The 20,291-nt window shown below is 67.6% G+C and carries 22 protein-coding genes; 5 read left to right on the top strand and 17 right to left on the bottom strand.

What is annotated here, in order from left to right:
* The 7 genes from ABB34_RS15425 to ABB34_RS14390 form a co-directional block, all read right to left on the bottom strand.
* A partial coding sequence (locus ABB34_RS15425) for a hypothetical protein (protein ID WP_161808922.1) occupies positions 1–268 on the bottom strand: 268 nt, incomplete at its 3' end.
* Between the two features lie 165 nt (positions 269–433).
* Positions 434–2,083: a M28 family metallopeptidase gene (locus ABB34_RS14415; RefSeq protein ID WP_057642073.1), complete on the bottom strand. Its 1,650-nt coding sequence runs from the start codon at positions 2,081–2,083 to the stop codon at positions 434–436.
* 68 nt (positions 2,084–2,151) lie between these two features.
* The gene (locus ABB34_RS14410) at positions 2,152–3,405 is read right to left on the bottom strand and encodes an RNA polymerase sigma factor (RefSeq protein WP_057642069.1); all 1,254 of its coding nucleotides are present in this window, start codon (positions 3,403–3,405) and stop codon (positions 2,152–2,154) included.
* Positions 3,406–3,452: 47 nt separating this feature from the next.
* Complete coding sequence (locus ABB34_RS14405) at positions 3,453–3,809, bottom strand: DUF1428 domain-containing protein (RefSeq protein ID WP_057642068.1); 357 nt, start codon at positions 3,807–3,809, stop codon at positions 3,453–3,455.
* 28 nt (positions 3,810–3,837) lie between these two features.
* Entirely contained in the window at positions 3,838–4,242 is a 405-nt protein-coding gene (locus ABB34_RS14400; protein ID WP_057642067.1) for a VOC family protein, read from the bottom strand.
* Positions 4,239–4,685 carry a VOC family protein gene (locus tag ABB34_RS14395; protein ID WP_057642072.1) on the bottom strand — a complete coding sequence of 149 codons (447 nt, stop codon included), beginning with the start codon at positions 4,683–4,685 and terminating at the stop codon, positions 4,239–4,241. Before ABB34_RS14395 ends, ABB34_RS14400 begins: the two co-directional genes overlap by 4 nt.
* Before the next feature lie 22 nt (positions 4,686–4,707).
* Positions 4,708–5,139 carry a YciI family protein gene (locus tag ABB34_RS14390; protein WP_057642066.1) on the bottom strand — a complete coding sequence of 144 codons (432 nt, stop codon included), beginning with the start codon at positions 5,137–5,139 and terminating at the stop codon, positions 4,708–4,710.
* A 167-nt stretch (positions 5,140–5,306) separates the two neighbouring features.
* Here ABB34_RS14390 and ABB34_RS14385 point away from each other — a divergent pair, with 167 nt between their 5' ends.
* Both ABB34_RS14385 and ABB34_RS14380 read left to right on the top strand, forming a co-directional pair.
* Positions 5,307–5,681, top strand: a complete 375-nt coding sequence (locus ABB34_RS14385) for a YciI family protein (protein WP_057642065.1) — start codon at positions 5,307–5,309, stop codon at positions 5,679–5,681.
* Between the two features lie 437 nt (positions 5,682–6,118).
* Positions 6,119–9,205 carry a TonB-dependent receptor gene (locus ABB34_RS14380; RefSeq protein ID WP_057642064.1) on the top strand — a complete coding sequence of 1,029 codons (3,087 nt, stop codon included), beginning with the start codon at positions 6,119–6,121 and terminating at the stop codon, positions 9,203–9,205.
* Positions 9,206–9,590: 385 nt separating this feature from the next.
* Here the strand turns inward: ABB34_RS14380 and ABB34_RS15345 are convergent, their stop codons facing one another.
* From ABB34_RS15345 to ABB34_RS14365, 4 genes are all read right to left on the bottom strand, one after another.
* Positions 9,591–9,794 (bottom strand): hypothetical protein, encoded by a 204-nt coding sequence (locus ABB34_RS15345; protein ID WP_152979648.1) that lies wholly within the window; start codon positions 9,792–9,794, stop codon positions 9,591–9,593.
* 105 nt (positions 9,795–9,899) lie between these two features.
* Positions 9,900–12,005, bottom strand: coding sequence for an NHL repeat-containing protein (locus tag ABB34_RS14375; protein ID WP_057642063.1), 2,106 nt, complete (start codon positions 12,003–12,005; stop codon positions 9,900–9,902).
* 66 nt (positions 12,006–12,071) lie between these two features.
* On the bottom strand, positions 12,072–13,136 hold the full coding sequence (locus ABB34_RS14370; protein WP_057642062.1) for a chitinase: 1,065 nt from the start codon (positions 13,134–13,136) through the stop codon (positions 12,072–12,074).
* A 225-nt stretch (positions 13,137–13,361) separates the two neighbouring features.
* A complete protein-coding gene (locus ABB34_RS14365; protein WP_152979647.1) occupies positions 13,362–14,279 on the bottom strand; it encodes a hypothetical protein in 918 nt (305 codons plus the stop codon).
* 201 nt (positions 14,280–14,480) lie between these two features.
* Between ABB34_RS14365 and ABB34_RS14360 the strand changes: the two genes are divergently transcribed.
* Together ABB34_RS14360 and ABB34_RS14355 are read left to right on the top strand one after the other, a co-directional pair.
* Positions 14,481–15,323 carry a class I SAM-dependent methyltransferase gene (locus tag ABB34_RS14360; protein WP_057642060.1) on the top strand — a complete coding sequence of 281 codons (843 nt, stop codon included), beginning with the start codon at positions 14,481–14,483 and terminating at the stop codon, positions 15,321–15,323.
* 80 nt (positions 15,324–15,403) lie between these two features.
* Positions 15,404–15,601: a heavy-metal-associated domain-containing protein gene (locus tag ABB34_RS14355; protein ID WP_057642059.1), complete on the top strand. Its 198-nt coding sequence runs from the start codon at positions 15,404–15,406 to the stop codon at positions 15,599–15,601.
* A 130-nt stretch (positions 15,602–15,731) separates the two neighbouring features.
* On the opposite strand, the gene ABB34_RS14350 is transcribed toward ABB34_RS14355, so the two are convergent.
* Positions 15,732–16,157: a hypothetical protein gene (locus tag ABB34_RS14350; protein WP_057642058.1), complete on the bottom strand. Its 426-nt coding sequence runs from the start codon at positions 16,155–16,157 to the stop codon at positions 15,732–15,734.
* A 145-nt stretch (positions 16,158–16,302) separates the two neighbouring features.
* On the opposite strand from ABB34_RS14350, the gene ABB34_RS14345 reads away from it, so the two are divergent.
* Positions 16,303–16,695, top strand: coding sequence for a DUF6165 family protein (locus tag ABB34_RS14345; protein WP_057642071.1), 393 nt, complete (start codon positions 16,303–16,305; stop codon positions 16,693–16,695).
* A 291-nt stretch (positions 16,696–16,986) separates the two neighbouring features.
* Here the strand turns inward: ABB34_RS14345 and ABB34_RS15810 are convergent, their stop codons facing one another.
* The 5 genes from ABB34_RS15810 to ABB34_RS14325 all read right to left on the bottom strand — a co-directional run bounded on the left by ABB34_RS15810 (position 16,987) and on the right by ABB34_RS14325 (position 20,102).
* A complete protein-coding gene (locus ABB34_RS15810) occupies positions 16,987–17,115 on the bottom strand; it encodes a hypothetical protein (RefSeq protein WP_275452850.1) in 129 nt (42 codons plus the stop codon).
* Between the two features lie 99 nt (positions 17,116–17,214).
* Positions 17,215–17,865 carry a dethiobiotin synthase gene (bioD, locus tag ABB34_RS14340; RefSeq protein WP_057642057.1) on the bottom strand — a complete coding sequence of 217 codons (651 nt, stop codon included), beginning with the start codon at positions 17,863–17,865 and terminating at the stop codon, positions 17,215–17,217.
* Positions 17,862–19,154 (bottom strand): adenosylmethionine--8-amino-7-oxononanoate transaminase, encoded by a 1,293-nt coding sequence (gene bioA, locus ABB34_RS14335; RefSeq protein ID WP_057642056.1) that lies wholly within the window; start codon positions 19,152–19,154, stop codon positions 17,862–17,864. The genes bioD and bioA overlap by 4 nt, the downstream gene beginning before the upstream one ends.
* A gap of 83 nt (positions 19,155–19,237) precedes the next feature.
* A complete protein-coding gene (locus tag ABB34_RS14330; protein ID WP_152979646.1) occupies positions 19,238–19,741 on the bottom strand; it encodes a DinB family protein in 504 nt (167 codons plus the stop codon).
* Positions 19,742–19,832: 91 nt separating this feature from the next.
* Positions 19,833–20,102, bottom strand: a complete 270-nt coding sequence (locus ABB34_RS14325) for a hypothetical protein (RefSeq protein ID WP_057642055.1) — start codon at positions 20,100–20,102, stop codon at positions 19,833–19,835.
* Positions 20,103–20,291: the final 189 nt, after the last annotated feature.

Here is a 20,291-nt window from a genome sequence, read left to right as displayed (position 1 = left end):
CGGCTTCCGCTGCACCGACTTTCCCGCCGGCATGCCGCTGGCCACCCGCGAGGGCCGCCCATTCCTGCGTATCAACGGCATCTCGGTGCAGGGCGAGGAAACCACCGATCTCGGCCCGGAACTGCCGGAGCTGCGCGCGCTGGGCGTGGACATCCTGCGGCTGTACCCGCAGGCCGAGGGCATGGAAGCGGTGGTGCGGCATTTCGACGAAGCGCGCGACAGCGCAGCGGTTGCGCCGCGGATCGGCGAGCGCAATGGTTACTGGCATGGCGAGCCGGGGCGCGGAGCGGGGGTTGGGGAGAGGGTACGTGGCGAAGCCCTCGCGATGTCAGGCAACACGAGGCTTCGCCCGAACCCTCATCCGCCCCTTCGGGGCACCTTCTCCCGGAGGGAGAAGGGAAAAGCTGATCGAGGAGGCTTCGAAACAACCGGCTTACTTGCGCTCGTCGGCGCTGGCGTCGCGCGTGGCGCGGAACGGTTCGTCGGCGCTCCAGTTCGGCCACGCGCGCGAGTTCGCCAGTTGCTCGCCCAGCGTGTAGACCACCTCCAGGTCGCGCGCGGCACCGGCGAAGCTCCAGTCCGGCTGCCATTCGTCACCCTGCTGGTGGTAGCGCTTGGCGGTGTAGTCGTCCGACGCCTTCTTGCCCGCCGCGATGCCGCCGTCGATCCAGTCCTCCCCGGCCGAGTACGACAGCGCCGGCACGCCGCGCTTGGCGAAGGAGAAATGGTCGGAGCGGAAGAACAGGCCGGCCTCCGGCTTGGGATCGGGCGTGTAGCGGATGTCCCAGCCCTTGGCCACGTCCTTGAGCTGGTCCAGCAATTCGAAGCGGGCCGCGCCATAGGTGCCGAAATCGCGCGACGGCCCGAACGGGGCCATGCCATCCATGTTGATCACCGCCACGGTCGTGCCCAGCGGGTACAGCGGATGGCTGGCGTAGTACTCCGAGCCGAGCAGGCCCTTTTCCTCGGCGGTGACCGCCAGGAACAGCACCGAGCGCTGCGGCCGCGGCGCCTTGGCGAAGCCGCGCGCCAGTTCCAGCAGCGAGGCGGTGCCGCTGGCATTGTCCAACGCGCCGTTGAAGATGCGGTCGCCGCGCGCGTCCGGCTCGCCGACGCCGATGTGGTCCCAGTGCGCGGAGTAGATGATGGTTTCGTCCGGATGGCTGCTGCCTTCCAGCCGCGCGACCACGTTGTGCGAGGTAATGACCTCGGTCTTGACCGCGTAGTCGGCCGAGAAGGTTTCGCCCTTCAACTCCACCGGCTGGAAGTCGCGTGACTGCGCCTGCTGCTTCAGCGTCTCGAAATCCAGTCCGGCGCGCTTGAACAGGTCCACGGCCAGGTCGCGCTGGATCCAGCCTTCCAGCGGCGGGTGCACCGCGGCCGGGTCCTCGCGCACCACGTCGAACATGGTGTTGGTATTGGAGCCGGCCACCGTCGCCCAGCCGTAGGAGGCCGGCGCGGTCTCGTGCACGATCAGCACGCCGGCCGCGCCCTGGCGCGCGCCCTCCTCGTACTTGTAGGTCCAGCGGCCGTAGTAGGTCATGCCCTTGCCGTCGAAGTCGCCCTCGCCACTCTCGAAGTCCGGGTCGTTGACCAGCACCACGGCGATCTTGCCCTTCAGGTCCACGCCCTTGAAGTCGTCCCAGTCGCGCTCCGGCGCCTTGACCCCATAGCCGACGAATACCAGTGGCGCGTCCTCGATCGCCACCACGCTGGCGCCGTTCATTGCCGCGCGCACCGCGATCTCCTGCCCTTGCGTCAACGCCTGCGCCTTGCCATCACGCGACAGCGACAGCTGCGGCTTGCCGACGATGTCGCCCTTGAGCAGCGGCACCGCCTGCGTCCACAGGCGCTTGCCGTCCTGCAGATCGCCGCCGGGTTGCAAGCCGGCTTCGGCGAACTGGCGGCTCAGGTAGGTGATGGTCTTCTCTTCGCCGGCGGTGGCCGGCGAACGGCCTTCATAGGCATCGGAAGCCAGCTCCTTCACGTCGGCGGAAATGCGCGCACCGTCGAACTTCGGCGGCGCGGCCATCAACGCGGTGGATACCGACATCGCCAGCAGGGTGATCGCTACTCGTTTCACATCCATCTCCAAGGGTCGGATCGTTGCCGGAGTGTAGCCAGAGGGACGTCGGCGCGGGCAGTGCCAGATCACACAGCGGCGGCACGCGCCAGCAGGGCCTCGCGTTCGCGGGCATTGCCGCTCAGCGCGGCGGCCCGCTCGAATGCGGCGCGCGCCTCGACATCGCGACCGAGTTGTGCGAGCAGGTCGCCGCGCACCGCCTCCAAAGGGGCGTAGCCATGCAGGCGACCGTCGCCATGCAGGGCCTGCAACAGCGGCCATGCCACGTGCGGCCCCTGCGCCCGGGCCACCGCCACCACGCGGTTCAGTTCAACCACCGGCGAGGGCGCGACCGATGCCAGCCGTGCGTACAGCTGCGCGATGCGCGACCAGTCGGTCTGCTCGGCGCGGCGCGCCCGTGCGTGGCATTCGGCGATGGCGGCTTGCAGGACGTAGATATCGTCATCACCGCCGAGCGCCAACGCTTTTTCCAGCGCCGCCTGCCCGCGGCCGATCTGCAACCAGTCCCAGCGGCCGCGGTCCTGCTCCATCAGCAGCACCGCCGCGCCCTGCGCGTCGGTGCGCGCGGCCAGCCGCGAGGCCTGCAATTCCATCAATGCCAGCAATCCCAGTACCGGCGCCGATGCGGGCATCAGCCCGGCCAGCACCCGGCCCAAGCGCAATGCTTCCTCGCACAGCGCCGGGCGCATCCAGTCCTCGCCGTGGCTGGCGGCGTAGCCTTCGTTGAAGACGAGGTAGACCACTTCCAGCACCGAGCGCAGGCGCTGCGGCAACGCCTTGCGCCGCGGCACCTCGAACGGCACCCGGCGCTCGGCAAGGGTGCGCTTGGCGCGGACGATGCGCTGGGCGATGGTCGGTTCCGGCAACAGGAACGCGCGCGCGATCTCGGCGGTGCTCAGGCCGCACAGCAGGCGCAGGGTCAGCGCCACCCGCGCGTCAGCCGGCAATGCCGGGTGGCAGGCGACGAACAACAAGCGCAGCAGGTCGTCGCCGATGTCGTCTTCCACTTCGCGCTCGTGGTCGCGCACGACGCTCCCCTGCCATTCCGGTTCCTGCGCCAATGCCTCGTGCTTGCCGGCGTGCAGGCGACGCTGGCGCAGCAGGTCGATCGCGCGGCGCTGGGCGGTGGTCATCAGCCACGCGGCAGGGTTGTCGGGGACGCCCTGCTGCGGCCAATGCTCCAGCGCGGCGACCAGCGCGTCCTGCGCCAGTTCCTCGGCACTGTCCAGGTCGCCCAGCATCCGCATCAGGCGCGCGACCAGGCGTGGCGATTCCATCCGCCACACCGTGTCGAGCCTGCGCTGGAGCGCCTCATCCTGCATCGACGGCGATCACAGCATCGCCGCGACAACCGCGCAAGCCAAGGCAGTCAAAGATCGACGATGGGCTTGAAGCCACCCCAAAACATCCGCTTGCCATCGAACGGCATGTTCCCCAGGTTCCAGCCCTGCAGTCGCGCATCGGCCATCACCTTGGCGTTGACGCGGTCGCGGTGCGCGCGCGAACGGAACAGCACGTAGGCGAACACCACCACCTCGCCTTCCTTCAGCTTCACCGCCTGCGGGAACGAGGTGTGCTTGCCCGGCTTCACGTCGTCGCCGATGGCTTCGACGTAGGCCAGCGCGCCATGTTCCTTCCACACCTTGCCGCCAAGGCGGGCCATGCGCCGGTAGGCGGGCAGGTTTTCCCGCGGCACCGGCAATACGTAACCGTCGATGTAGGCCATTGCATTTCTCCCGTGGTTGCGTGGTGGCTCAGCCCGGCTCGCCATCCATGTGGGCGATTTCCCACAGGTGGCCGTCCAGGTCCTGGAAGCCGCGCTGGTACATGAAGCCGAGGTCGCGCGCCGGCATCGGCTCGCTGGCGCCGGCGGCCAGGGCCGCATCGACCAGCCGGTCCACTTCGGCGTGGCTGTCCGCCGACAGGCAGGTGATCACCTCGGTCCGGCTGCGCGCATCGCACAGCGGCTTGTTGGTGAAACCCTTGAAGAACGGCTCCACCAGCAGCATCACGAAGATGCTGTCGCTGACCACCATGCAGGCCGCGTTGTGGTCGGTGAACTGCGGGTTGAAGCCGTAGCCGAGCGCGGCGAAGAAGGCCTTGGAGGCTTCGAGGTCGCGCACCGGCAGGTTGACGAAGATCATCTTCGGCGCGGTCATGGCTGTCCCTCCGCCGTGCCCATCGGCTTCATGCAGTTGACCATCCACGGCTTGCCGTAGCGGTCCACCAGCATGCCCCAGCGCCGCGCCCAGAACGTTTCGGCCAACGGCATCTGCACCTGCCCGCCTGCGGCCAGCGCGGCGAACACGCGCTCGGCTTCCTCGATGCCGTCCACCTCGATGTTGATGGTGGTGCCGCCCTGGCCGTCGCGCTGCGGGCCGTCGGCGGCCATCAGCACCGCGCCGCCGGCCTCGACCTGGCAATGCGCCACCTGCTCCGGCCGCGGCATGAACCCGCCGCAGCCTTCGGCATCCATGTCGGGGCTTGGCGGCATGTCGCCGTATTTCATTTCCGATACCACCTTGCCGCCCAGCGCCTTGGCATAGAACGCCATCGCCTCGTGGGTGTTGCCGTCGAAGCCCAGGAAGGGAATCAGTTTCATCATGCGTCTCCTCGTCGTCGAATCAGTCGTTGCGTTCGATGCGTTCGCGCAGACGTTGCTCCTGCGCGCGCAATTCGGGGGTGAAGGCCTCGCCGAAATCGTCGTCTTCGAAGATCGGCCGGATCTCCACCTCCACCGCTTCGGTGCCGTCCGGGTTGAACGGCGCGCGCTGCAGCCACTCCACCGCCTCGTCAATCGAACGCACCTGCCACAGCCAGAAGCCGGCGATGAGTTCCTTCGTCTCGGCGAATGGCCCATCGATGACGCTGCGGCGCGCACCGTCGAATCGCACCCGCACGCCGCGCCGGCTCGGGTGCAGGCCCTCGCCGGCCAGCATGATCCCGGCTTCCACCAGACGCTCGTTGTAGGCACCCATCGCCGCCAGTTCTTCCTGCGTGGGCATCACCCCGGCCTCGCTGCCGGCCGATGCCTTGACGATCACCATCACCTTCATCGCCCTGCTTTCCTCGGTTGCGGGCCGAACGACCCGCTTCACACCCGATACGACGAACCGACGCCACCGGAATCGACAAGACCGACCGGGAATTTTCTGAACGGATTCAGGTTCCGCAGAGGCGATACACGCGCCATCATGGCCGCTCCCTTCTGCCGGCGCCCACCATGAAATTCATGCTGCTGATCAACATCGACCCGGAACTGCTGCAGGCGCTGCCGCCGGCGGACTACGACGCGCTGATGCGCGACTGCCTGCAACATGCCGACGCATTGCAGGCGCAAGGGGTCCTGCTGCAATCGCAGAAGCTGCAGCCCCCTGCCACTGCCCGCACCCTGCGCACCCGCGGCGGGCAGGCCCGCATCACCGATGGCCCGTTCGCCGAGACCCGCGAGATCCTGGCCGGTTTCAACCTGATCGAGGCGGCCGATGCCGACGAAGCCGCCCGCATCGCCCGCCAGTTCCCGTGGTCGGCCTACGGCAGCATCGAGGTGCGGGCAGTGGAGGACCTGCAGGCCGAGCGGGTGCGCGTGGGCGCATGAGCGCCGGCTTCGTCACTTCGGTCAAAGCAACGTGATCCCGAGCTCCCGCCGCTCCGTGGCCGCGTTGCCGCTGTAGTCCTTCGCGGTGATGCGCAGGGTGTAGTCCCCCGCCGGCAGCTCCGACATCGGTGACGATGCCGGAAAGACGATGTCTGGAAGATCCAGATACCGGCATCGCCAGCAGGCCAATCACTACCCGCTGCAAGCCCATTCCCTGAGGATCAACGCCAAGTCTCTTCCGCGAAAATTTCATGTGCAACTGCAAAATTATCAATTATTTCAATTACATAAATGAAAATTTCCGCCCTACAACCTTCGACCTTAACAAAGCTTTAATTTAGTTGCGCCTGTTGCTACTATCCATCCACCCTGGATCTTTGGCCCCCTTTTGAGGCCCCCAGGCGAGAAACGCAACACATTCACATCGGAGAGAGCTGATGACTTCACCCAAACGCTCCAACCTGTCGGTTGGCATCAAGCGCACAGCCTTGAGCATTGCCTTGGGCATGTGCTTCGCAGGCGCCGTCAACGCACAGAGCGTTACCGGCACCATCTATGGCCAGGCAGCAGCGGAAGCAGGTACCACCGTTCTCATCGAGAACACCGATACCGGCCAGAGCAGGACCATTGCCGTCGACGCCAACGGCCGCTATCGCGCGCCGTCCCTGCCCAACGGCAACTACAAGGTCACCCTGATGAAGGATGGCCAGCCCGTCAGCGTACGCGAAGGGGTTCGCGTCGTAATCGCCAGCGGCACGGAAGTTTCGTTCGTCGCCGCGGCATCGTCGGGGGCCGTTGACCTCGATCGCATCACCGTCAATGCGACCAGCGTTCCGTCCATCGACGTATCCCAGGTCGACACCCGCACCGTCTTCACCGCGGAAGAGCTGCAGAAGTTCGCCATTCCGCGCGACATCGCGGCAGTCGCGATGCTGGCTCCCAGCGTCGTCAAGAACGACAGCTATGGCGTCCCCAGCTTCGGTGGCTCGGCATCTTCGGAGAATGCGTATTACATCAACGGGTACGCCGTCACCAATCCGTTGACCTCCATCGGCTTCACCACTCTTCCGTTCGACGCCATCGCCCAGGAGCAGATCCTCACCGGCGGTTACGGCGCCGAATTCGGCCGTGCGACCGGTGGCGTCATCAACATCGTCACCAAGCGCGGTACCAATGAATGGAAGGGCGGTGTCTACACCATCTATTCGCCGAAGCCGACCCGCGAAGATCCGCGCAATTACTACTATCCCAACACCGGCAACTTCCCCGCCACCGACGGCAAGCTGCTGACCTACCGGCAGAAGAACACGTCCTGGGAGAACACCACCGGCGTGTACGTTGGCGGTCCCCTCGTGAAGGACAAGCTGTTCGTCTATGCCGATGCGGAACTCACCCGCCGCGAAGGCGAAGGCGTTGCCGCTTCGACCTCCAGTGCCCCGGGTGCTGCCGGCGGCTTCCAGGACTACCGTTACGACTATCCCCGCTGGACGGCAAAGGTCGACTGGAACATCACCGACAACCACATCCTGGAACTGACGGGCGTCTCCGACGTCACCAAGTACAGCTATGACGGTTATGCGTACGACTACGATACCTTCAGCCATGGCTCGGAAAAGAATGCCGGCACGACCGACAAGGACGACGCAAGGCTCTACGTGGCCAAGTACACCGGCTACATCACCGACAACCTGACGCTGTCGGCCCTGTACGGCCAGCAGAAGATCACGCACGAGTCCTCGCCGTGGGGCCTGGATCCCAGCTGTCCGTATGTAGCAGCAGCTGTCCAGAACCGTGCCCCGGGATTCGACTACTCCGGCTGCTGGAGCACCGACCGGGTCAACGTGCCGGGTGAGAACGAAAAGACCGAAGGCGGCCGCTTCGACATCACCTACCAGCTCGGCAGGCACGAACTGCGTGCCGGTTATGACCGCCAGGATGCCGAGGCATTCACCGGCTCCGAATACCAGGGCGGGTACGTGTGGGTCTATAGCCGCATGCTCGACAATGCCGGCAACCCGTCTCCGATGACCCCGATCGATACGGCCCACGGCGTGGGTGCTCCGGGCGACGTGGGCGGTACGCTCGCCGACCAGGGCTATTACGTTCGCCGGCAGTACTACACCCAGGAAGCCAACGTAAAGACCGAGCAGGAAGCCTTCTACATCGAGGACCGCTGGCAGGTCACCGACAACTTCATGCTCAACCTGGGCCTGCGCAACGAGCAGTTCACCAATTTCAACGGTGACGGCAAGGCATACATCAAGCAGAGCAACCAGTGGGCACCGCGTCTGGGTGCCGTGTGGGACGTCCGTGGCGACTCATCCCTCAAGGTGTTCGCCAACGCCGGCCGTTACCACCTGGCGCTGCCCAACAACGTCGCCGTCCGCGCGGCCTCCGGCTCGCTGTATACCCTCGAGTACTTCACCTATACCGGTGTCGACCCGGTCACCGGTGCGCCGACCGGCATAACCAACATCCCGGTCACCGACCTGGGGTACAGCTGCGCGGGCAACCCGAATGCCATCTCCTCGAATCTGGAATGCGGCCAGTCGCCGGATCCGAAGACCGTGGCGGCCAAGGGCATCAAGTCGCACTTCCAGGACGAGTACATCATCGGCTTCGAACACCAGCCGTGGGATACCCTGGCCTGGGGCGCGAAGTTCACCTACCGCGATCTGCGCAGCGCCATCGACGACACCTGCACCCAGGCACTGGGCGGCGGCTGCTTCCTGTTCAACCCGGGCGAGGGCAACTCGTTCTACGAAGAACAGGCCGATGGCAGCCTGGCGCTGCATCACTACACCGCGGAAGAGCTGAACCTGCCGAAGCTCAAGCGCAAGTACGTGGCGGTGGACCTGTTCGTGGAGCACCCCTTCACCAACAACTTCTACGGCAAGCTGAGCTACACCTGGTCGCGCAACTTCGGCAACACCGAAGGCCAGCTCGCCTCTGACCTGGATACCGGCAGCGGTGGCCAGTCGGACGTCTCCGTGACGCAGGATTGGGATCTTCCGCAGCTGATGGAAGGTGCAAACGGCCTGCTGCCCAACGATCGTACCCACCAGATCAAGGGCACTGCGTACTACACCTTCAGCCCGGAATGGACGGTGGGTGGTTCGCTGATCGCAGCCTCGGGACGTCCGCGTAGCTGCACCAGCTACTACCCGACCTGGCCGGCACCGACTGCTGGTATCTACAACGGCTCCTACTACCACTACTGCGGCCTGCCCGGTAACCCGAGCACCAACACCCCGCCGAGCGATGACTACAAGTGGTCGCAGCGTGGTTCGTATGGCCGGGCTCCCTGGACGATCCAGTTCAACCTCAACGTCAGCTACCGTCCGGCCTGGATGGACAACCTGACGCTGTCGGCTGACGTCATCAACCTGTTCAACCAGCGTGTGCCGACCTTCTACAACGACAACTACGCTTCCAGCGCGACCCAGCACAACAACATGTTTGGCCGCGAGTTGAACTACACCACTCCGCGCTACATGCGCTTCACGGCCCGTTACGACTTCTAATACGGCCCGCTACATAGATCGTTTGCATAATTTGCCCCTCCTCCCGGAGGGGCATTTTTTTTGTGGTTCCTTCGCTTGATCCCACGGGGAATCGCCCTCGTCAGGGAATGCAAGCACCCGGCCGGCGCATCCTCCTCGTTGAAAGAATGGATTTCCCAGCCGGTAGATTCGTCGGCTTGCCTTGCAAGACGGATCGGGCCTGTCCCATTCGTTCCTCGGCAGCGATATCTCATTCCCGAGTCGATAGCCAAGACCGCACTCCCGGCTCAGCACCTGGATTGGGCATTCCCCGGTACAGACAATATCGGGGTCCCGCGACCACATGGATTTCATATGCAAAGAGGCCCCGTCGTGACGGGGCCCCGTTCAAATCCGTATTACGGAATCAGTTGGAGGGCGCGTTGCATGCCGTCTGCATGCACTCATCGAAACGTTCCATGCAATAAGCCTCGCTCCCGCCACTGGCCTTGCATGCGTTGTAAATCTGGAAACACTTCAAATCACAGGGAGGTGCCGCGGTGACGCTCGCTCCCAACACCGAGGAAACCAAAATAGCGACGACAGCCAGACCTTTGATGTGCTGCTTCATGTCGATCTCCTTGTAGCCTGCGAACCAGGCACCCCTAGGTTACTCATCGGGAAACCGGCATCAGCGTGTTGCTGCTCACACATCGAGCGCGACAGGAATCCAGGCTCACTCTCCATCTGTACCCTGTCCCACGACAACGATCCTCAGCGACATTGTCCCTGCCGCAGCTTCATTGCCACTGTAATCCCGGGCAACAATGCTGATTGCATAGTCACCCACCTGCAATCCCGACAAATCCAGCATCCCGGCCGCCAGCCGGCCGTCGCGCACGGTGTTGGTCAGCACGTAGCGGAAACGTGTACGGCGGCTGCCGTGCACGGTGATGCCACTGTCCTCGGCATAAGCCAGCTTCACCGCTTCGCGTTGCGGGGGCATGCGGTTGAACTCGATGTTCATGCATGGCTGTTCGTAACCGGGCAGCGGGCGCCCGGCGGCATCGAGGATCTGGTAACCCAGTGCGTACAGGCCGAGGCGGCGGCGCGGCAGGTTGCCGTCCACCTGATCCCACGCTTCGACCACGAGCTGCAGGCCGCCGCCGTCACGCGGCACCATGAGGCGGCCATCGCGGTGTTCGCGCAGGCGTTGGCCGTCGGCGTCCAGCAGGGCGATGTCGTCGATGCGCGGGACGAAATGATCGGCGTAGTTGGCGAAACCCAGCCGCACGGCGTTGCGTTCGTAGCCCGATGGCCCCACCGCCAGATGCACGTGGGCCTGGTTGTTGATGCTGCCCAGCGCATCGCCGGGGTTGAAGCGGGTGCCGCGGCGCACACGCACGCGCTCCAGCTGCCCGGCCTCGTCGTACACCAACTGGAAGCGCGCCGGATCGAGCGGCCGGTTGGCGGGGTCGCGGCCGACCTTCATGTGGATGTAGTCCAGCATGTCCAGCGACAGGCCTTCGGCCTGCCCGCCCAGGTTCCACGTCGCCGCCGGGCTGCCGACCTTGGCCGCGGCGATGGCGAGCACGGTCTGGCCAACGTCGCCGCGCACGTCGAAACCACTGTGCAGGTGGTGCCGGCTCTCGCCGCTGAAAGTGCCACGCACCTCGCCCAGCGTGCCGACCACTTCATGCCAGCCGCGTTGCGGCGCCAGCGGCCAGCGGCCTTCGTTGCGCGGCAGCGGGTTGTCGATCGACGGGCCCACCACCGCCCCGCCTTCTTCCGCTCCGGGCGGCAATGGCCGCAGGTGGTGGATGCGGTAGGCATCGGCGTCGGCCAGCAGCAGGCTGCCGTCCGGCGCCAGCGCGACGCCCGCCGCGCGCGCGAAGCGCTGGGTGTCGCCGGCCACCGCCACCACGTGGCCGGCGGGCGACACCTGCAGCACGCGGCCGGTGCCGCGCTCGCCCACGTAGGCGACACCGTCATGGGTGAGGGCCAGCGTCATCGGCCCGCGCAACGCGCGCGCGCTCCAGGGGCCGCCGATCCGCGTCGTCACCGCGCCCGCCGGCGTGAGCGTGCGCAGCGCGTCGTTGTTCATGTCCGCTACCCACAGCGTGCCGTCAGCGGCGAGCTTGAGGTCGGTGGGCGTGTCGAAGCGCGCCTGATCGCCCTGTCCGTCCGCCCAGCCGGGGTGGTCGTCGCCGGCCAGCGTCCATACCCGGCCATCGGGCTCGATCGCGCGGATGCGGTCGTTCCAGGTGTCGGCGACATAGACGCGGCCGGCATCGTCCACGGCCACGCCCATCGGCCCGTTGAAACGCGCATCGCGGCCGTTGCCGTCGGCGAAACCGGGCACGCCGCCGCCGGCCAGTGTGGTCACCTCGCCGCGCGGGGTGACCTTGCGGATGGCGTGGTTGCCGGTGTCGGCCACGTACAGGTTGCCGTGGCGGTCCAGCGCGATGCCGGACGGCGTGTTGAACGCCGCCGCGCCACCGAGGCCATCGGCGAAGCCTTCGCGGCCGCCGGCCAGCAGGCGGAAATCACCATCCAGCCAGCGCCGCAGGATGCGGTTGTTGTCGCCGGCATCGGCGACGTAGAGCGTGCCGCCGGCATCCAGCGCCACGCCCCAGGGATCGCTGAAGCGGCTGCGCGGGCCGGGGCCGACGGCATCGCCGGCGACGCCATCGCCGCCCAGCAGTTCGACCTGCGCGCGCCAGCCCAGCGGCGTCGCCGCCGGCTCCGGCCGCCGCGGCGGCTTCGGTTGCCACAGGAAGCTGGCCGCCAACGCGGCGGCGGTCAGCCCTGCCGCCGCCATCACCCAATGTCTGCGCGCCATCCAACGTCCATCCTATCCGGGGCCGAGCATGATGGCCGCTGGCCGGCACGGGCGGAACCCTCGCGCTCAGCGCGCCGCGCGCAGGTGTTCGCCCACCGGGGCGGAGAAGGCGCGGCCGTCGGCGACGTCGCTGTTGATCGACCAGGTCATCACCCCGCGGAAATCCGGGTACGGCCGGGCCGGCTTCACCTCGTCGCAACCGACCGCCCTGGTCAGGCAGTCGAAGGCGCGGTTGATGTCGGCCGGCGCGGCATGGCCGCTGCCGGCCGCGCGCAGGCCCGATGGCAACGCCAACGCCACCTGCTCCGGGCGCAGGCCTTGGAAACGGCCGTTGCCGCCGGCCAGCTCGAAGCCCTCGATCAGCATCGTCGCCGAGCCCACCATCATGTCCACGCTGCCGGCCGGGTACTTTTCCGCGCGGTACGGCGTGGGCAGGCCGCCGTTGTTGTAGAGCTGCACGTGCAGCAGGTCCAGCTCGTCGCGCAGGCCGTCGATCAGCGGCAGGTAGGCGCCCCAGATGCCGTCCATCGACACCAGCCCGCCCTGCACGTAGGGGTGCTCGGGCGCCATCGACACATACAGGTTCGGATACATCGCGTGCAGGCGCTTGACCGCGGAGATCAGGTGCGGGACCACCGGCGCGCCATGCTCGACGCCGGCGATCTTCTCCAGGTCGATGTCGATGCCGTCCAGGCCGAAGCCGTCGATGGCCTGCGCGGTGCTCGCCACGAAATTGTCCTCGTCGCGCTGGGTGCGCAGCGTCACCGTGCCCAGCTCGCCGCCGAAGGACAGCGCCACGATCCTGCCCTGCGCACGCTTGGCGGCGATGTCGGCGATCAGCCGCTCCCGGTCCAGCGCCGGGTCCGGGTTGAACGCCACCCGGCCCTCGCCCATGTCGTCGGCGAAGGCCAGCACGATCACGTCCCAGCCATCGTCCACCTCGCCCACCGGCAGCAGGCCCAGGCCGTTGTCGAAGTTGTGCAGGTAGCCGACCAGGGCATGCTTCGGCAGCGGGTGGGCATGGCCGGGGGCGATGCCGGCCTGCGTGGCGGCGGTGCTTTCCGGCCGGGCCTGGCAGCCGAAGGTGGCGGCGAGCGCCAGTGCGCACGACAGCAGGGTGATCGACTTCATCGCAACTCCATACGCGGGGGGAAACCCGATTCTAGGCATGCCCTGCGCCTGAAAATCCTTCCGGAACATGAAGTTGCGAAAGTTGTCCGGCAATGTCGCCGGCATTGTCCACCTGCCATCGGCACGCGGCCTCCGCGATGGCGCGCAGGGCCTTGCCGGGCGTCCGTAGCGGTCAGATCGAGTCGCTATTGCCGGCCAGGGAAGACGGCCGGCGACCGTACCGGTTCAACCGCAGGCCCGCATCTGCCGCTCGGCTTCCCACAGCCCGCGCCGGGCCAGGTCGTACGCGCTGTCGGCCGCGGCGGGCAGGCTGTGCTCGGCTTCCACCGGGTCGGCGCCGTGGTTGTAGCGGTATTCCAGCCGTTGCAGCGCGTCCAGGTGCTGCAGCACCGGCGCCAGCCAGCGCTGGCGGTCGCCGGCGGCGCAACGCGGGTAACGCCGCTCCAGCTCGCCGATGGCTGCACGGATGCGGCGGCTGGCCGTGCCGTCCAGGCCGGGGACGGGCTCATGCCGGATCGGGGCGGCCCTCCAGGCATCGCCGGTCGCAGCGCTGCCCAGGTCGGCGGGGCGTTCGTGCAGGGCGGGGTTGAAGGCCACCTCCGGCGGGCGTCGCGCCTGCGCCGGCTGGATGTCCTCGCCGTAGAGCATCCGTTGCGCCAGCGATTGCGGTGTGCCCGCCGGACGCCTGGAAAACAGCCCGGCGGTGGCGCGCTCGCCGACGCCGGTGGCCAGTTCGTCGCGGTGCTCGAACACGCGCTCGGCAGCACTTTTATGCGCGGTTTCCCCGACCGTGTCCGGCGCCAGCGTGACCCGGCCGTTGTCGCCGTACAGATTCCGCGACCATGCCGGCGAAGAAGCATCGGGCGGTGCTGCATCCGGTGGCGGGGCGATGACCTGCTCGGGCGCCGACGGCATCGGCATGGCGGTGGCTCCGGCGGCCATGACCGGGTTCGTCGCCGTCATCGGCAACGCCTGCGCCGATGACGGCGGCAACCAGCGCAACTGGATGCGCGCTTCCTGCCGCGTGCCGCGGGCTTCCGGCAACTGCCACAGCAGGCGTGCGAGCAGGGACAGTACGGCCACGGCCGCCAGCGCGGCGACGGCATGGTTCCACAACGGTTCGGGCAAACGGGCAGGACGCATGCAACTCCGGTACAAGGCGCTCCGCAAGGCGGTCACCGGCCCTGCCACGGCACATCTGCAACCAGCGACAGACCGCTGCAGGCAGGGCAAGTTCCAGCGGACGCGGCAACGCCATCCGGCATTCAGGCAGGCGCAAGCTTGCCGGCGCGCCCGACCTGCTGCGGTAGCATGGCGCCCCCTTCAACTACGCCGCCTCCGCACATGCCCCACTACGCCGGGCCGTTGCTCACCCGCCCCGTCCTCGACACGCTGCGGGCCGCGCTGAAGAAAGGCGCCGGCCATGCGCAGGCATCGTTCGACCTCGGGCGCAGCGAGGAGCCGGTGGACGTCGGCGGCGATGGCTGGCGCTGGCGCGGGCAGGCGTTCCCGTGGCCGGAAAAGCTCAGGGACCGGGCCATCCACTACTGGGACGGCGAGGCATTCGCCGTGGCCTCGCGCTTCGGCAGCGGCCTGTACAAGCTGGTGCCCACCGACTGGGGTGCACCGACGTTCGAGATCGACGGCATCAAGATGCTGCCCAGCGCGCAGCTGTCGCCGTTCGAGGATGCGCGGCGCAAGGTGGCGCTGGTCGAGCCGCGCGGCAAGCGGGTGCTGGATACCTGCGGCGGGCTGGGCTATTTCGCCGCGTGCTGCCTGGAGGCCGGTGCGGCCTCGATCCACTCGTTCGAGAAGAGCAGCGAAGTACTGTGGCTGCGTACGCTCAACCCGTGGTCGCCGGACCCCGACGCAGCGGAGAATGGCGGCCGCCTGCAACTGCGGCAGGGCGATGTCAGCCGCGAAATCGAGGGCATCGCCGATGCCTCGGTGGACGCCCTGCTGCATGACCCGCCGCGCTTCGGCATCGCCGGCGAACTGTATTCGCAGGCGTTCTACGACCAGTTGGCGCGGGTACTGCGCAAGGGCGGGCGCCTGTTCCACTACACCGGCACGCCGAACCGGCTGACCAGCGGCCGCGACGTGCCGCGCGAGGTCGCCGCGCGGTTGCAGAAGGCCGGCTTCGCGACGCAGTTGGTCCTTGACGGGGTGTTCGCCACGCGGCGCTGAAATCCCGCGGGCCGCGGCACCTGTTGACCTTGCCACCGTGGCAGGCTCCAGACTGTCGCCTTCCTTTCCGGAGAACCCCCATGCAACTGCACATCGAGAACATGACCTGCGGCGGCTGCGCGCGCAGCGTCACCGCGACGATCAAGGAGGTGGACGCCGACGCCACGGTCGAGATCGACCTGCCCGCCAAGCACGTCCGCATCATGTCGGCGCAGCCGGCCGAGCGTTTCACCCGGGCGCTGGACGAAGCCGGTTTCCCGGCGCAGCAAACCCCGTAGATGCGGGGCTTGCCCCGCATGAAGCCTTCCCGGTGAAGCCCCGTGCCGGGCAAGCCCGGCACCTACGGTGGATCGTGAATGCGGGGCAAGCCCCGCATCTACCCGCCGGCCGGCAAGGCAACAACCCGACCTACGGCATGCGCTGCCAGACTTCGCGCTCGACCCTGCGCCCATTCTGCCAGCGCTCCAGCGTCCACGTACCGCCTTCCAGCGTGTAGCGGAATTCGTAGCTGCCGCCGCTTTCCAGTGGGTAGGACGCCATCAGCGGCGTCTCCACGTAGCGCGCCGCATCGCCGTCGTAGGTGCCCGAACCGCCCGCCCAGAAGGCGCCGTCGCTGGTGGTGGTGAAGGCGAAATGGCCGTCGGCCAGCACCTTGGTGCCGGCCAGCTTGCGGCTGGCGTAATCGACCACGGCGCCGTCGCCGTCGATGAACTCACCGGCCTGCAAACGCCATGCGCCCTGCAGCCGCGAGACATCGGCGGCGATGGCGGCACCGGCAAGGCCCATGCACGACGACAGGGCAAGCAACAGGCGCAGGGTGCGGCATATCGGCATCGTCGGCTCCTCGTGGCGGAAGCCGGCATTGTGCGTGGCGCCGGCCGGCCGTCGCCAGTACCGGATCACCGGCAACTTTCCGCGTCGCCGGGGCCGTCGCGGCGGGCGCTATCATGGCGCCCGTCATCATTTCGGCAAGCGCGACGTGCAGCAGACCATCCTCACCCCGGTATCGATCGGCGAGCTGATCGACAAGATCACCATCCTCGAAATCAAGGCCGAGCGCATCGCCGACGCCGCCAAGCTCGGCAACGTGCGCACCGAGCTGGACGGCCTGTGGCCGCTGTGGCTGCAGCAGCAGGCCGCGCGCCCGGAGCTGGCCGCGCTCAAGCAGCGGCTCAGGGCGATCAACGAGCGCATGTGGGACATCCAGGACCAGCTGCGCGCGAAGGAAACCGCGCAGGACTTCGGCGACGGCTTCATCGCCCTCGCCCGCGGCGTCTACGGCACCAATGGCGAGCGCGTGGCGGTGAAGAACGAGATCAACCGCGTCGCCGGCTCGGCGCTGGTCGAGGAAAAGCAGTACCAGGGCGAGTGAGCCGCATCGCGGGCGCGTAATGAAAAGGTTTCACCCAAGCCCAGGGATCAGGCACCGCGCATGGCGGCAGCCTGCCACGCCCCGGGCGGCGCAGGCGCATCCACGTAGATGCGGGGCTCGCCCCGCATTGAGGCTCTACCGGCAAGGCCCCGTGCCGGGCAAGCCCGGCACCTACGAGGAGCGGGGTATCCACGGCCTGCAGGCCTGCTCTTCCCCGCAATCGCGGTGAAGAACCAATGAAAAGGCCAGGTCGACGACCTGGCCTGCATGTTCCAACGTTGTCGGTGCGGTTCAGTGCAGCGCGGCCGGTGCGTTGTCCGATGGTTCGGCCGGCACCGGCGCGGTCTTGATCGACAGGCACATCGGGCAGACGCTCTCCAGTACCTTGATCGCCGGCTGGTACACCGTGTTGCACTTCATGCACTGGACCATTCCAGTCGTGACGGCTTCCATGAGCCCCCTCTTTCGTCTTTGTTCGATCCATCCGACGTGAGGGCGCATGGCCGGCTTTTCAAGCCCCTATTCCAGCGCCAGCACCGGCACGTCGTACCAACGCGCCTGCGGGAAGCGCGCCTGCATCCAGTCGCGGATAAAGCCGCGGCTCTCGGCGGCGATCACCTCGTCGTTGCCGTCGTCGCGGCCGTTCCAGGCGATGCCGTGCAGCGCGATGCCGCGCGCGGCGATGGCCTCCAGCGACAGCAGCGTGTGGTTGATGCTGCCCAGCCGGCCGGAGGTGACCAGCAGCAGCGGCCAGCCACGCCGGGCCACATAGTCGATGGTCAGCAGCTGTTCGGTCAGCGGCACCATCAGCCCGCCTGCGCCTTCCACCAACACCGTCTCGTAACGCTCGCACAGGTGGGCGGTGGCGCGGTCGATGGCCTCCAGGTCGAGGCTGCGCCCCTCCAGCCGCGCGGCCAGGTGCGGCGAGGCCGGGTAGGCGTACAGCGCCGGCATGGTGTGGCCGTCGCGGTCCTCGTCGAACAGGCCGCAGCCCATGATGCGCCGGTGCAGCAGGATGTCGTCCGACGCGCCGACGCAGCCGGTCTGCACCAGCTTCTGGGTGATGACGTCCACGCCTGCCTCGCGCCATTGCCGCGCCAGCCAGCCGGTCACCACGGTCTTGCCGATCTCGGTGTCGATGCCGCTGACGAAAACCACCTGTCCCTTCATTGCCGCATGTCCTCCGCGTGCAGGCCCGCCACCAGCGCGACCATGCCGTCGCACAGGCGTTGCAGTTGTCCGTCGTCGATCACGTAGGGCGGCATCACGTAGACCAGCCGCCCGAACGGGCGGATCCAGATGCCCTGTTCCAGCATGCGCCGCTGGATGCGCTCCAGCCGCAGCGGCGCGGTCAGTTCGACCACGCCGATCGCGCCGAGCACGCGCACGTCGCGCACCTGCGGCAACGCGCGCGCCGGCGCCAGCCGCTCGCGCAGACCGCGCTCGATGCGCTGCACGTTGCCCTGCCAGTCCCCCGCCAGCAGCAACCGGGTGGACGCCAGCGCCACCGCGCAGGCCAGCGGGTTGGCCATGAAGGTCGGCCCGTGCATGAACACGCCCGGCTCGCCGCTGGCGATCACCTCGGCGATCTCGCGGCGGGTGATCGTCGCGGCCAGCGTCATGTAGCCGCCGGTCAGCGCCTTGCCGATGCACAGGATGTCCGGGGTGATGCCGGCATGCTCGCAGGCGAACAGCCGCCCGCTGCGGCCGAAGCCGGTGGCGATCTCGTCGCAGACCAGCAGCACCTCGTGCTCGCGGCACAACCGTGCCAGTTCGCGCAGGTACTGCGGGTGGTAGAAGCGCATGCCGCCGGCGCCCTGCACCACCGGTTCGATGATGAAGGCCGCCAGTTCACCGGCATGCTCGGCGAACAATCGTTCGAGCGGCACGATGTCGGCCGCGTCCCACTGCCCGCCGAACGGCGTGGCCGGTGCGGGCACGAAGCGCCGCGTCGGCAGCGCGGCACCGAACAGGCCGTGCATGCCGGTGACCGGGTCGCATACCGACATCGCGTTCCAGGTGTCGCCGTGGTAGCCCGAGCGCGTGGTGGCGATGTTGCACTTGCCTGGCAGGCCGCGCGCATGCTGGTACTGGATGGCCATCTTCAGCGCCACCTCCACCGCCACCGAGCCGGAGTCGGCATAGAAGATCGCGTCCAGCGGCTGCGGCACGATGGCCAGCAACTGCTTGCCCAGGGCGATGGCCGGCTCGTGGGTGAGCCCGCCGAACATCACGTGCGCCATGCGCCCAAGCTGGTCGATGGCGGCCTGGTTCAATGCCGGATGGTTGTAACCGTGGATGGCGCACCACCACGAGGCCATGCCGTCGATCAGCCGGGTGCCGTCGGCCAGTTCCAGCAGCACGCCCTCGGCACGCGTCACCTTCAGCACCGGCACCGGGCCGTCGAGCGCGCTGTAGGGGTGCCAGAGGTGTTCCCTGTCGAATGGGTCGGTCAACATTGCAGGTATTTCGTGCCACCGGTACGGCGGCATGCGGGCGCGTACCTTACCGCTTCGCCCGCACGCCCGCATCCGGCGCTGCTTCAGTCCGGCAGCCGCCCGTCGCGCCGCCCGGGCTGCGTTTCATGGAGGAACACGGTGCAGGTATCGGCCGGATGCGGCACCTGCGCTTGGTCCAGCGCGTGGCCGATGGCGCCGCGGTGGTAGCTGGAATGGTTGAGGACGTGGAACAGGATTTCCCGCCGCGTCATGCAGCCATCACGGCCATCGGCGAAGCGGAACCGCAGCGCTTCATCCCATTGCGCCGGGGCCAGCCCGGCCAGATGGCCGACATACCACCGGTCCGAGGCCTCAAGGCGCGCGGCCAGCTCCTCGAGTGCCGGCACCTCGGCGGTATTGGTAGCCGCATGTGGCGCGGGCTCGCCGAGCAGGCGCGAGCGGAACAGCTCTTCCACGATCGCGATGTGGTTCAACTGTTGCCGCATGAACGCGACGCCGGCGGGAAACGCCTGCGCATCCACCGCGCGTACCGCCTCCAGCGTGCGCCGCATCGTCCAGCGCTTGCAGGCGAAGGCTTCATCGAACATGCGTTGCTCCACGCCCGCAGGCCGCGGTATCAGCGCGGCAGGCCGGCGATGCGGCCTGCCGGGGAGCCGGGAACAGGAAAGGAAGCGGGGATCACTCCTCGTCTTCTTCCTCTTCCTCGTCCTGCTCTTCGTCCTCGTCGTCTTCCTCGAACGCGTCCAGCTCCTCCACGCGCACGAAATTGGGCAGCGCATCGGCGAAACCGATCTGCGCGCCCTCGGCGACCATCGCCCGCACCTCGCGCTTCATCGCGCTCTCCACCAGCGCGAAGCACACCACCGCCTGCGCGGCTTCCTCGCCGCCCTCGTCGAACACGGCAACCCAGCCGGCGGCGGGCATGATCTGGATGATGTTGTCTTGCATGGCAATCACCGCGGGAAAAGGAACCCGGAGATTGCGCCAAGCCCCGCGGCGGCGCAATCGCATGCGCCCGTGGATGTGACTGCGGCCACGATGAATGGCCGCGGCCCCGGATTCAGCCGCCGTGGCCGTCCTCGTCGCCGCGGGTGCCCAGCGCCATGCCGGCGCCCATGCCTCCCATCCCGCCCATGC

Origin of the sequence: Stenotrophomonas daejeonensis, from assembly GCF_001431505.1 — a bacterium.
Lineage (GTDB): Bacteria > Pseudomonadota > Gammaproteobacteria > Xanthomonadales > Xanthomonadaceae > Stenotrophomonas > Stenotrophomonas daejeonensis.
Note: the sequence above shows the minus strand (reverse complement) of the source record. Positions and strands in the feature narration are given on the sequence as shown.